General features: G+C 62.6%; 13 protein-coding genes. 7 read left to right on the forward strand and 6 right to left on the reverse strand.

Annotation, left to right across the window (positions count from 1 at the left end):
• Positions 1-150 precede the first annotated feature (150 nt).
• On the reverse strand, positions 151-1104 hold the full coding sequence (gene argC / locus BGO80_RS09060; RefSeq protein WP_126148935.1) for an N-acetyl-gamma-glutamyl-phosphate reductase: 954 nt from the start codon (positions 1102-1104) through the stop codon (positions 151-153).
• A 136-nt stretch (positions 1105-1240) separates the two neighbouring features.
• Here argC and deoD point away from each other — a divergent pair, with 136 nt between their 5' ends.
• The gene (gene deoD / locus BGO80_RS09065; protein WP_126148934.1) at positions 1241-1954 is read left to right on the forward strand and encodes a purine-nucleoside phosphorylase; all 714 of its coding nucleotides are present in this window, start codon (positions 1241-1243) and stop codon (positions 1952-1954) included.
• Positions 1955-2317 (forward strand): DUF1304 domain-containing protein, encoded by a 363-nt coding sequence (locus tag BGO80_RS09070; protein WP_126148933.1) that lies wholly within the window; start codon positions 1955-1957, stop codon positions 2315-2317.
• A 90-nt stretch (positions 2318-2407) separates the two neighbouring features.
• Here BGO80_RS09070 and BGO80_RS09075 read toward each other — a convergent pair whose 3' ends face one another.
• The 4 genes from BGO80_RS09075 to BGO80_RS09090 form a co-directional block, all read right to left on the reverse strand.
• Entirely contained in the window at positions 2408-3310 is a 903-nt protein-coding gene (locus tag BGO80_RS09075; RefSeq protein WP_286721008.1) for a hypothetical protein, read from the reverse strand.
• A 17-nt stretch (positions 3311-3327) separates the two neighbouring features.
• On the reverse strand, positions 3328-4227 hold the full coding sequence (locus tag BGO80_RS09080; RefSeq protein WP_286721010.1) for a hypothetical protein: 900 nt from the start codon (positions 4225-4227) through the stop codon (positions 3328-3330).
• Between the two features lie 76 nt (positions 4228-4303).
• A complete protein-coding gene (locus BGO80_RS09085; protein WP_286721011.1) occupies positions 4304-5620 on the reverse strand; it encodes an NAD(P)H-dependent oxidoreductase in 1317 nt (438 codons plus the stop codon).
• Positions 5621-6009: 389 nt separating this feature from the next.
• Positions 6010-6474 carry an Lrp/AsnC family transcriptional regulator gene (locus BGO80_RS09090; RefSeq protein WP_286721013.1) on the reverse strand — a complete coding sequence of 155 codons (465 nt, stop codon included), beginning with the start codon at positions 6472-6474 and terminating at the stop codon, positions 6010-6012.
• A 128-nt stretch (positions 6475-6602) separates the two neighbouring features.
• Between BGO80_RS09090 and BGO80_RS09095 the strand changes: the two genes are divergently transcribed.
• Complete coding sequence (locus BGO80_RS09095; protein WP_286721015.1) at positions 6603-7826, forward strand: argininosuccinate synthase; 1224 nt, start codon at positions 6603-6605, stop codon at positions 7824-7826.
• Between the two features lie 219 nt (positions 7827-8045).
• On the opposite strand, the gene BGO80_RS09100 is transcribed toward BGO80_RS09095, so the two are convergent.
• Entirely contained in the window at positions 8046-8396 is a 351-nt protein-coding gene (locus tag BGO80_RS09100; RefSeq protein ID WP_286722994.1) for a DUF2794 domain-containing protein, read from the reverse strand.
• Positions 8397-8767: 371 nt separating this feature from the next.
• Here BGO80_RS09100 and BGO80_RS09105 point away from each other — a divergent pair, with 371 nt between their 5' ends.
• The 4 genes from BGO80_RS09105 (at position 8768) to BGO80_RS09120 (ending at position 12632) form a co-directional block, all read left to right on the forward strand.
• On the forward strand, positions 8768-9391 hold the full coding sequence (locus BGO80_RS09105) for a phosphotransferase-like protein (RefSeq protein WP_286721017.1): 624 nt from the start codon (positions 8768-8770) through the stop codon (positions 9389-9391).
• A gap of 92 nt (positions 9392-9483) precedes the next feature.
• On the forward strand, positions 9484-11610 hold the full coding sequence (locus BGO80_RS09110; RefSeq protein WP_286721019.1) for a sensor domain-containing protein: 2127 nt from the start codon (positions 9484-9486) through the stop codon (positions 11608-11610).
• 6 nt (positions 11611-11616) lie between these two features.
• On the forward strand, positions 11617-12252 hold the full coding sequence (locus tag BGO80_RS09115; RefSeq protein WP_286721020.1) for an RNA polymerase sigma factor: 636 nt from the start codon (positions 11617-11619) through the stop codon (positions 12250-12252).
• On the forward strand, positions 12249-12632 hold the full coding sequence (locus tag BGO80_RS09120; protein ID WP_286721021.1) for a VOC family protein: 384 nt from the start codon (positions 12249-12251) through the stop codon (positions 12630-12632). Before BGO80_RS09115 ends, BGO80_RS09120 begins: the two co-directional genes overlap by 4 nt.
• The last annotated feature ends 36 nt before the right edge of the window (positions 12633-12668 follow it).

The following is a 12668-nucleotide window of genomic DNA, read 5'->3' on the forward strand; positions in this document are numbered from 1 at the left end:
CCGAAGCGTACGGTTAGGTCTTTGCGAATGCGGCACAGAACCCCATCTAACCTCCCCCTGAACAAGGGGGAGGGACGAAACGCGTTTGCCGACCCATCAGGGGTACTCTTCTCCTCCCCCTGTTTCAGGGGGAGGCCGGGTGGGGGTGTTTCAACCCTCAAGGCTCTCGCGCGGGTCGACGCCGAGCATGATGTTGAGGTTCTGCACGGCGGCGCCAGAAGCGCCCTTGCCCAGATTGTCATAGACCGAGACGATAACCGCCTGGGCGGTCTCATCGTTGGCAAAGACGTGTAGGGTCATGACATTGGTGCCGTTATGGGTCTGAGGGTCGAGTGCGGCGGTCTTGGCGAGACCGGCCTCATAGGGCGCCACACGCACAAAGCCATCGGAGATGGCGGCGTAATAGTCGGCTAGCGCGGCGTGCAAATCCTTGCCGGTCGGAATTTCGGCGACCATGTCGAGATGCAGCGGCACCGAATTGGTCATCCCCTGCGCGAAATTGCCCACTACCGGCTCGAACAGCGGGGCGCGATTGAGGCCGGAATAGGCCTGCATCTCGGGCAGATGCTTGTGCTTGAAGCTGAGGCCATAGGGCATGAACTGGCTGGGCGTCGTGCCCGCGGCCTCATAGTCCTCGATCATCTGCCGTCCGCCGCCGGAATAGCCCGAAATGCCGTGATAGGAGACCGGGTAGTCGCCGGGCAGCAGCCGCGCCTCGATCAGCGGCCGCAGCGAGGCGATCAGCCCCTGCGGCCAGCAGCCGGGATTGGCGACGCGCCGCGCCTTGGCGATGGCCTCGGTCTGACCCGGCTCCATTTCCGCAAAGCCATAAGTCCAATCGGGATCGACGCGATAGGCCGTCGAGGCATCGATGACCTTGGTCGTATCGTTCTCGATCAGCGACACGCTCTGCTTGGCGGCATCGTCGGGCAGGCAGAGGATTGCCACATCGGCGGCGTTGAGCAGCCGCTTGCGCTCGTCGAGATCCTTGCGCTTGTCATGGGCAATGGAGATGACGTCGAGGTCGCGGCGACCGGCGAGACGCTCGCGGATCTGCAGACCCGTGGTTCCGGCTTCGCCATCGATGAAGATTTTCGCGACCATTATGCCTGTCTCCTTGTACAGCGCTGCGTAGATGGGGCCAGCGTGTCCCCGCGTCAAGCACTTCGCGCGCCCGCCATTGTCTTTGTCCGATCTGGATGGCAATGATTTGACCAAATGGACAAAAGGGAAGAATTCGATGACCACGCCGCACAATCATGCCAAGCCGGGTGACTATGCTGAAGCCGTGTTGCTGCCGGGTGACCCGCTTCGTGCCAAATGGATCGCCGAGAATTTTCTGACTGACGCCAGGCTGGTCAATTCTGTGCGCAATTGTCTGGGCTATACCGGGACCTGGAAAGGCAAGCCGGTTTCGGTGCAGGCCACCGGCATGGGCCAGCCCTCGCTCTCGATCTATGTACACGAGCTGATCAATGTCTATGGCCTCAAGACGCTGATCCGCGTTGGCACCTGTGGCGGTCTCAACACCAAGGTCAAGGTGCGCGACGTGGTGCTGGCGCAGGCCGCCTCGACCGATAGCGCCATCGTGCGCGACCGTTTCGGGCCCTATAATTTCGCCCCCATCGCCGATTTCGGCCTGCTGCGGTCTGCCGCCGACAAGGCCGATGCGCGCGGACTGCGCTTCCATGCCGGCAACATGCTGTCTTCCGACATCTTCTACCATGCCGATGGCTTTGCCGGTTACGACAAGCTGCCGGCCCATGGCATTATCGGCGTGGAGATGGAGGCCGCCGCGCTTTACACGCTGGCGGCCAGGTTCGAGGTCAAGGCGCTGACCATCTGCACCATGACCGACTGCCTGATCACCAAGGACGAGATCGACGCCGAGGCCCGCCAGACCTCGCTACGCGACATGGTCGAATTGGCGCTCGACGTGGCCGTGGAGGCTTAAATGGCTGTTGTTGCGATGATCCTGGTGGGGCTGGTTGCGCTGCTCCACCTTTATATCATGCTGCTCGAAGTCTTGTGGTGGGACACGCCGCGCGGGCAGAAGGCGTTCAACCTGACTCCGGAATTTGCTCGACAGACCAAGGTGCTCGCCATCAATCAGGGGGTCTATAACGGTTTCCTGGCCGCTGGCCTGATCTGGGGCCTGGTGCATCCGGACCCGGCCATCGCCTGGCAGATCCAGCTCTTCTTCCTGGCCTGCGTGGCCGTCGCCGGAATCATTGGTGCGGTGACGTCGAGCAGGAAGATCTTGTTCATCCAGACGGTCCCGGCCATGATCGCGATCATTGCAATCTGGCTGGCCTAGAGCGTTTCACGTTCTGCTTGATGCGGCTCCATCACCCCTCCCCTCAATGGGGAGGGCCAACCATACCGCGCCGCCGCGCTCCGGAGGGCGTTAATCCGGTCGATAGTCGGCGGTTGCGGTAATCCTGGCATCACTGGCGAGAAGCGCCGCGAAATCGTCGAGGCTGGAAGCGTCCAGCGCGGAAAGCGGCAACCCCTTCTCGCTTTCGAAATGGAGCGTCCAATTGCCATGGGCCAGCGGAAAAGCCGTGACGAAACGCACCAGGGATTCTGCACTCACCGATGACAACAGGCTTTCGGGCAAGGCGCGAATGGCGGTCGAAACCGCTATCTTTTGCGCCGCAAGCACCGGGCGGGGGTCTTCGTCATAGCTGAAGCCCGAGAGCAGCAATGGCAGCACATAGCTCGCCAGCAGCCCGTTATCCTCGATGGCAAGGCCGAGCTCGTGCAACACGCCCATCTCGTTGCCAAGGCCGGTATAATCAATGTCGGTATTGTCGAAATTGGAGAAGCGGGCAAACAGGGTCAGCCGGCCAATGTCGCCGGCATCGAAGGAAAAGTGCTTGAGCTGCGCCGTCAGCGTTGCGGGATCGGTGTCATAGACCAGCTCGATATTGATCGGCTTGCTATAGTGCGAGGTCAGATAGTCACTCATGGCATTGCCGGTCCTGGGGAGGATGCGCAGGCCCTGGATCGACAGATCGGCGGATTTGAAGACCGCTTCGGTGGGAAAGGTCGCCAAGAGCTGGGGCGTTAGCAACGTCACTGCATCGGCGCGATATTCGATCATGCCCTCGAGAAGATAACCCACCTGAGTGAAGCGGCACCCACCGGGCACCGCTTCCGCCGTGGTTTCGGGCGTGCGGGTAACCTCGCTCTGCACCGCTTTCAGCAGCGCCCGGCAATCGCGCAGGGGGGCGGGATTATCCTCGGCCACAAGCTGAACAGGACCAAGGAGAAAGGCAACGGCAAGGTATGGGGCGAAGCGAAGCATGGGCGTTTCTCCTCGGCTCAGGGCGCGGGGTCGAGGCTGAGCCGGCTGGCGGCCAAGAAGGCGGCGAAATCATCCGCGCTCTCGATGAAGAGGGCTTCGACGGGCAAGGGGTCGTCCAGACCGCTAATTTCAAAGGTGCCGACGGCGCCGTCGAGCCTTGGAAAGCGGCTGATAAGGTCGATCAGCGCGGCCTTGCTGTCGCTGCTGATATTGGCTTCGGGCGCATTTTCGATGGCCTCGACAAAGGCCGCTATTCCAGTCTCGATATGCGGCGCCGGGTCCTGGTCATAGGGCAGCGTATTGAGCACCAGCGGCAGGATATAGCCGAGCACCAGTTCCCGTTCAGCAAAGCTGAGGGTGAGGCTTTCAATGCCGAAATCTGCGGGGGCGGCGCCGGTGCGGGCGAGGCCAAGATCGGGCACGCCGGTGAGGCGAGCGGAGAGGTCCCAGGCGCCAATCACTCGGCCTTCGGCATGGAGGCGGGCAATTTCGAGATCGCCGGTCTCGGCGTCCCAGTGGTAATCGAGATCGAGGTCGAAGGGGCGAACCTGCATTTCGGTAATGTAGCTTTGCAGCGGATAGCCGAAATCGGGAGAGACGCGCGCGCCCTTGATGCTGATCCGCGCCGCTTCGAACGGACGCTGTCCGATGAGGGCGGATTCGAAATCGGAGGCGATGATATCGAGCCTGTCGATGCGCAGGCGCTGATAGAGGCCGAGGCCTGCATAGATGGCTTCGAGGCGGCAGCCGTTTTCGATGTCTGCAATCGTGCTGCCATAGCCGGTCTCGATCAGGCCGGTATTCTCCATCAGCGGGGCGCAGATAGGCGCAGCCTCGTGCAATTCGGGCGGAAACTCCGCCAGGGCGGGAAGGCTAAAGGCTGAGACACATGCAAGACCTATGGAAAGACGCTTCATCGGCGATTGCCCCTGTCGTCGGAAGGTCCTTGATCCCTGCAGGTAAGCGGGGCGAGATTGGGGCAATCGCTGTTTTTTACAGCAGCCCCAGCATTTTATCCTGCGCCTGTCGGAGCGCGAATAGTCGCGTGGTCATGTCCGGTTGGGCATTGGCGCGGGTAATGAGCTCGCCCTTTTTGATCGGCGCCGTGACCGCGCCGCCTTCGAGCAGACCGACCGGAACCGCCCCCCTGGCGCGGGCATCGCCAACGGTCATCGCATAGGAGCGATAGCAGGTCTCCCCGATTGCATCGAGGCTGTCGCCGGGCTTGAGGTCGCGCTTGGCCACCGCGCAGACTTCGGCCACCGGCCGGGGCAGCGGTACCATGTCCGGCTTGCCATACATCATGATGCGGGCGCAGGTCAGCGGCACTTCGAGGCTGGTCAGGTGATAGGGCCGGAAGAAGGCGTAATAGGGCCCGTGGCCGATATGGAGATCGTCCATGCGCTCGATGATGCGGGGATGCTCCGCCTTGACGATGACGAAGACGCCGGGGGCGACACCCTTGCCAATGGTGAAATCAACGACGCCCGAGGAATTGAGGATACCGCCATCGGCTTTGGGGATCAGCACCTTGGCCATGGAATCGCGGTCGGCCGCCGGGCCATGCATTCCGGGCACATCGGGCAACAGGCCGGTTGCATTGGCGATAGCGGTCATCTCGACCGCGGTCTTACTGCCATCGACGAACTCCACCAGCATGCGCGGGTTCATGTTCCGCCGCGCCGCTTCCTCACGATAATCATCGGGGACGGCGTCATGCTTCAATGGATTGTTCTTGCCCTTGCCGGCGGCGACGATGTCAAGCCCGAGCGCAGAGACGAATTCGATCAGCTCCATGCAGGAGGAGGGCTCGTCCCCGGCGCCGACCGAATAGACCACGCCGAGCCGGTCGGCCTGGGCTTTCAGATAGGGGCCGATGGTGACGTCGGCCTCCACATTCATCATCACCACATGCTTGCCATGCTCCATGGCGGTGAGATCATAATCGGCGGCGACGCCCGGCTTGCCGGTGGCGTCGATGACGACGTCGATACCCTCGGTAGTGACCAGGGTTTCGGCCGAGGTGATGGCGATCTTGCCGGCCTCGATGGCGGCGCGGGCCTGGGCGGGGCTGTCTGCCACCTTGCCGCGACTGTCCTCGCCATAGGCGATGGTCATGGCATCGAGCGCGGTATGGGGCCGGCGGGTGGCGATAGCCGCCATTTCTACGCCCTGCATCAGGCTCATCTGGGTGACCAGATCGGTGCCCATTTCGCCCGAGCCGATAACCCCGACGCGAATGGTCTTGCCCGCTTCGGCACGGGCGGCGAGGTCGCGGGCAATGCCTGTCAGGGCGATTTTAGCGGGCATGAAACGGTCCGATCAGTTGCTGGTCCTGCGATAGCCCCATGAGGCGGCCGGGGCAAGGGGTGCGGGGTTTTGGGGCGGCAGCTAGTTCATTTCAAATTGAGGCGGACTCTGCCCCCCCACCCCGGCCCTCCCCCTCAAGGGCGGGGCTATCGCATATGGGTTTGAGCGTGCTGCACACCCCCTCCCAACCTCCCCCTGAAGAAGGGGGCGGAGCTGGATCGCGTCGTGGGCAAAGTCTAGCCAAATGCACGGACCGGGCTCCCTCCCCCTTTTTCAGGGGGAGGGTTGGGGTGGGGGATGAGAGCCCGGTGCCAATTCGCCATCTGCGATAGCCCTGCCTTGAGGGAGAAGGGGGAAATAGAGCTGCATCAACAAGACCGTGAAATGCTCTAAAGCGGCAATTGCTGGCCGGCCTTGATGGTTTCCATCGGCACGTCGGTCTTGACCGACTGCACGGAGGGGATGCGCATGAGATGGTCGGACTGGAAGCGCCAATAGGCATGCAGATCCGTGGTGACCACGCGCATGATCGCATCGCACTCCCCGGTGGTGAGATAACACTCGGCCACTTCGGGATAGTTGCGCACCGTCTCGGCAAACTGATTGGTCGTTTCCGCATCCTGGGTCTTGAACCAGATGCGGGCAAAGACCGTGAGGCCTAGGCCCAGTTTCGGCCCGTTGAGTACGGCGACATAGCCGTCGATGACGCCCTTTTCCTCGAGCAGTTTCACCCGCCGCAGACACGGCGAGGGCGACAGGCCCACCGCATTGGCCAGTTCGACATTGGACATGCGGCCATTGCGCTGCAATTCGCGCAGGATGCGACGATCGATGGCATCGAGATTTTCTGACATGAAATGCGCCCCATCGACCCGAAATTGGCAGATCATGCCAAACTTTGCGCCATGCTTGCGATATTGGCAAGTTTGTTGCGATAGAACTGGATTATCCTGTCATCATCATTTTTCGCGGGGACCAACCAATGGCGAACGAAATCAAGAAGGTCGTGCTGGCCTATTCCGGGGGCCTGGACACCTCCATCATCCTCAAATGGCTCAAGGAAACCTATGACTGCGAGGTGGTGACCTTCACCGCCGATCTCGGCCAGGGCGAGGAGCTGGAGCCGGCGCGCAAGAAAGCCGAGATGTTCGGCATCAAGGATATCTATATCGAGGACCTGCGCGAGGAATTCGTCAGGGATTTCGTCTTCCCGATGTTCCGCGCCAATACCGTTTATGAAGGCCAGTATCTCCTCGGCACATCAATCGCCCGCCCGCTGATCGCCAAGCGGCTGGTCGAAATCGCCCATGAAACCGGCGCCGATGCCATTTCCCATGGCGCCACCGGCAAGGGCAATGACCAGGTGCGGTTCGAGCTGACCGCCAATGCGCTTGACCCCGCCATCAAGGTCATCGCGCCGTGGCGCGAATGGGACCTGCGCTCGCGCACCGCGCTTCTGGCCTATGCCGAAGCCAACCAGATCCCGATTGCCAAGGACAAGCGCGGCGAGGCTCCGTTCTCGGTCGACGCCAATCTCCTGCACACTTCGTCCGAAGGCATGGTGCTGGAAGACCCCGCCGTGCCCTATCCCGATTACGTGCCACAGCGCACCGTCGATCCGGAAAAGGCCCCCAACGAGCCCGAAATCGTCACCATCGGCTATGAAAAGGGCGACCCGGTCTCGGTCAATGGCGAACGCCTGTCGCCGGCGGCGCTGCTGACCAAGCTGAACGAACTGGGCGGCAAGCATGGCGTCGGCCGGCTCGACCTCGTCGAAAACCGCTTTGTCGGCATGAAGTCGCGCGGCCTCTACGAGACCCCCGGCGGTACAATCATGCTGGTGGCCCATCGCGGGATCGAATCGATCACCCTGGACCGTGGCGAAGCTCACCTCAAGGACGAGCTGATGCCCAAATATGCCGAGCTGATCTATAACGGCTTCTGGTATGCGCCCGAGCGCGAAATGTTGCAGGCGCTGATCGACAAGAGCCAGGAATATGTCGCCGGCGAAGTGACGGTGAAGCTCTACAAGGGCTCCGCCTCGGTCATCGCCCGCACCTCGCCCTATAGCCTCTACTCGATGGATCTCGTGACCTTCGAGGAAGGCGCCGTGGCCTATGACCATAAGGACGCCGCCGGCTTCATCCGCCTCAACGGCCTGCGCCTCAAGACCTATGCCGCGCGCAACAAGAAGGCCCAGGGCTAGACCGGGCTCGGGGACCTGGAGCATTCAGAGCCCCCAATCCCACCCTTTTGAGGAGGCCGCAAATTTCAGTTGGCACGCGGCGTCCCGCCCACCAGACCGCCCCCGGGTCTTCGCCCGAGGGTGACGGCTGGTAGGTGGGGGGAACCATGGGCGCCTGGGCTCTCACCCCACCCCAGCCCTGCCCGCAGGGGGATGGCCAGCCAGCGGCAAAACAAAAAATCAACCGACGACGATGAGGTCCGGGTCGAGGACGCGCAGGACCTGAGCAAGGTCCTGGCCGCGTTTGAGGATGCGGCCCTGTTGATTGGTGACCATGTACTGGCCCTGCTTGGCGCGCAGTTTGGGGTTTTTCTCAATGACGAAGAGCGGGCGCTCGGAAACGCGGGCATAGATGGAGAACAGCGCCCGGTCGCGCAGGAAGTCCATGGCATAGTCGCGCCATTCGCCGGCCCCGACCTTGCGACCATAGACCGACAGGATCTGCATCAGTTCGCGGCGATCAAAGGCCACGACGGGCTGCACGGGACGCTGGGTCTGGCCTTGCGGTTCACCCACATGCACCAGAGCCAGCCGGTTCTGCACTTCATCGGACGGACCCTGCACGCGGCCCTCAACCTCTTGTCATTTCAACGTCATGATTGACCCATTCGCGGGGGAAGGCAAGGGCCGCAAATACCCCATTTCGGCCACGATTCATCCTTTCTGACGCCCTATTGCGCTGTCAGCTTGCAACCATTGCCTCCAGTGGCTGGCAGGGGTGCCGACCGAGCCCCCAAACTGAGACGCGCTCCTGCCAGCCGCCCCTGAATAGAATTGACCTGTCAGTCATGCCCGTTCCTGCCCCCAGGAGCGGGCTTCTTTTTGTCTGGTTCTGCGCCGGGCATGGGTTGACGCCGGCGGACAAAATGGAGCCCATGCGCGCAACAGGCAGAGGAGCGCACATGGCCGGCCGGATCGTTATTCTCAATGGGGCGCCACGTGCGGGAAAATCCAGCCTCGCCGCGGCCATCCGAACCCGCGTGTCCGGCAGCTGGCTCATCTGGGGCGTCGATGCCTTCAACGCCACCCTGCCCCCTGAGCTTCTACCCGGCATCGGCCTCAGGCCCGGCGGCGAGCGGCCCGATCTCGAGGCCAACCTGCCTGAACTGTTCGGCCGCTATCTCGGGGTTTTGAGCGGCATGGCGACATCGGGGCTCGACGTGGTAGCGGATCTGGGCCTTCACACCGACTATGCCACCGGCTTCGACCCGCTACCGATGCTGGCCGAGGCGCTGGCCGGCTTTGCGGTCTATTTCATCGGCATCGACTGCGATGTCGACACCATCATGGCGCGGCGCAATGCCGATACGCAGAACGGGCTTTATGCAGCGGGCCCGGGCATACCGGCGCCGGTGGCGCGCTGGCAGCAGGTGGTGCATGACAGCAAACGCTATGATTTGCGGCTCGATATGGGTAAACTGACCGCAGAACAGGGCGCCAACCATGTGCAAGCCCTGCTGATGTCGCCGCCCACCACGACAGTTCTTGGACGTTCGAGCATAGACGCCCGGTCCCGGCAGTCGTAACGGCTTTTCCGGGCCCGTTTAATTCGCCGTTAAGTGGCGAGGACTAGCCTGCCGGCCAGCGTCGGATCGTGGCTTTGGACTGTGGGGGGCCAATGGGGTCGAAGGATACCGGCAATGTTGCGGATGTCGCCGAGACCTTATTGCTCGACGCGGCACTCGAAAGCATTCCCTATGGCTTTTGCGTATGGTCACCGCAGTTCCGCCTGCAGATGTGGAACAAGCACTATCGCGATTTCTATGGCTTTTCCGAAGACGCCATCCACAAGGGCATGACGCTCGAGGATATCGTGCACCTGTCGGTGCGCCTGGGCAACCATGCCGGGCAGAGCCCCGATGCCTTCTACGAAGCCTATACCGCAGAACTCCTCGCCAATCGCAGCGGCTCGCGTCACAAGAGCCAGGAAATGGTATCAGGCGGCCGTATCATCGAAACCGCCCATGTCTATTCCGAGAGGCTGGGCTGGGTGGTGACCCACGAGGATATCACCGACGAGATCGCCCGCTCGGAAAGCCAGCAGAAACGCAAGCTGGAGTTGGAGCGGCAGAATATCCGGCTCGACGCGGCGGTGAACAATATCTCCATCGGCCTGTGCATGATGGACGCGCGCGGCCGGCTGGTGATCTGCAACGAGCCCTATGCCCGCATCTACAACCTGCCGGTGAACTATCTCAAGCCCGGCACGCAGCTCGAGGATATCCTCGGTCACCTGTTCGACATGGGCATGAGCGCCGGCGGCACGCGCGAGGACTATATCGCCTGGCGCCGTGACGTCATCGCCCGGCGCGAATATGGCAAGAATATCCATGAGCTCAATGGCCGCACCATTCTGATGCAGCACCATCCGATGAAGGATGGCGGCTGGGTTTCGACCCATGAGGACATTACCGAGCAGCGCCAGGCCGAAGCCCGCATCCAACATCTGGCGCGGCACGATGCCCTGACCGACCTGCCCAACCGCATCGAATTCCTCGAGCAGATGGCCAAGACCGAAGCGGCCTTCCAGCGCGGGGAAATGGCGGCGGTGCTCTATATCGACCTCGACCATTTCAAGGCGGTCAACGACACGCTGGGCCATGCGGTGGGCGACGAGGTGATCAAGCAGGCGGCAGTGCGCCTCTGGGGCACGACGCGCGAAACCGACCTCCTGGCGCGGCTGGGCGGCGACGAATTCGCCATGCTCCTGCGCCCGATCGACAGCATAGACGCAGCGGCAAGGGTCGCAGACCGTATCGTTCGGGCCATGCGCAGCCCGATGAACATTGCCGGCCAGCAGATCGAGATCGGCGCCAGCGTCGGCATCGCCGTGGGCCCGGGAGACGGCATCACCACCGACCAATTGGTCAAGAACGCCGATCTGGCGCTCTACAAGGCCAAGTCCGAAGGCCGCTCGACCTATCATTTCTTCGAAACCGGCATGGATGCCGAGCTGCAGCAACGCCGCTCCATCGAGGCGGGATTGCGCCTCGCTTTGCAGCGCCAGGAATTGCGGCTGATGTTCCAGCCATTGCTCGGCCTTCATGAAAACCGGGTGACCTGCGTCGAGGCCCTGCTGCGCTGGGACCATGACGATCGCACCATCTCGCCCGTGGAGTTCATCCCGGTGGCCGAGGAAACCGGGCTGATCGTATCGATCGGGGAATGGGTGCTGCACGAGGCATGCAAGGCTGCTGCCAGCTGGCCGGGCGATGTGCGCGTCGCCATAAATCTCTCGCCAGTGCAGTTCCGGAACAAGGATCTGGTGGGTCAGGTGCGCGCCGCACTGGCCGAAGCCAAACTCGATCCCACCCGGCTCGAGCTCGAGATCACCGAGAGCCTGCTCCTGACCGACAATGAGAGCACCATCAAGGCGCTGCACGAATTGCGCGCGATGGGCGTGCGCATTTCCATGGACGATTTCGGGACCGGCTATTCCTCTCTGTCCTACCTGCGCAGCTTCCCTTTCGACAAGATCAAGATCGACCGCTCCTTCATGCGCGACCTGACCACCCGGCATGACAGCCAGGCCATTATTCGCGCCGTCATCGGGCTCGGACAATCGCTGGGCATGTCGACCACCGCCGAGGGGGTGGAAACCGAAGAGCAATTGGCAATGGTGCGCGAACAGGGCGTTTCCGAAGTGCAGGGCTTCCTGTTCTCCCCGCCGCTGCAACCGGCTTCGCTCGCCAACCTCCTGCACTCGGAAGCCAGCAAGGCTCTGGCCAGCAAGAAGGCCTCCTGATCCGGCATGGTCTCGCGCCCTCTTGCGCAGCTGCTCGCCAGCGCCCGCCGGGCCGGGGCGCGACACGATGCTGAAGACATCGTCCAGGAAGCCTTGATGGCGGCCTTTGCCGCTGGCCGGTTCGATCTCGAAGATAACAAGACGCTGTTCTGGCTGCGCGGTGTGGTGCGCAACCGCGCCCGCATGCATGTGCGGACCGCCACGCGCCGGCGAGCGCGCGAAAATGCTTGGGCGGGAGTGGCCGTCCCGCCGCAAACCGACTGCGAAACCGCGCCGCCCGCCGACATCCTCAAGGACCTGCCACCCGCCTTGCATACATTGGCGGCTTTGGTCCTGACCGGACACAATCGCCGTGAAATCGCCTATCTCCTGCGTCTTCCCGACACAGCCTTGCGCCAGCGCGTGGTAAGCCTCAGGCGGCTTCTGGCGGCCAGGGGGTTGGCGGCGCCCGAGGAAATGGTCGGGCTCAATCTCGATCTCGCCTATGGCCGCATGCGCATCGCTCTGCGCCAGGCGCTGTCCCGCCATGGCGGCATATTTGCCAGCCACGATCCCGATGGCCATATTTTTGTGGTCCGCCGCTCACAAAACCAGCCGGCGCGGCAACTGGTTGCTGCCAATCCAATGGAGAAGAAAACATGAGTTTCAAACCTAGCGCCGTCAGCATCGTCTTTTATGTCGCCGATATCGCCCGCACCGAAGCCTTCTATACCAGCACGCTGGGTATCGCGCTCGAGCGCATGGAAGGGGCTGAGCCGTTCTGGCTGCAGGGCCGGATCGGCGCCGGCCCCGACCTCATTTTCTTCCAGCAGGAGGGCCGGCGCGGCGACACGCCGGCCATTGTCTTCGAACTCGACGAGGGTGGCATTGACGACGTCGTGGCCGAGCTGGCCGGCAAGGGCGTGACCATCGTCACCCCGGTTTCCGAAGCTCCGGGCGGCTGGAGCGCCGACTTTCTGGACCCCGATGGCTTTGGCCTGGGGCTGTGGCAGTCGGGCGACCTGCCGCGTTCGCTGCGCTAGCCGGCTGCTGGCGGGCCATGCCCGCCTGTCACAAGA

Origin of the sequence: Devosia sp. 63-57, from assembly GCF_001899045.1 — a bacterium.
Taxonomy (GTDB): domain Bacteria; phylum Pseudomonadota; class Alphaproteobacteria; order Rhizobiales; family Devosiaceae; genus Devosia; species Devosia equisanguinis.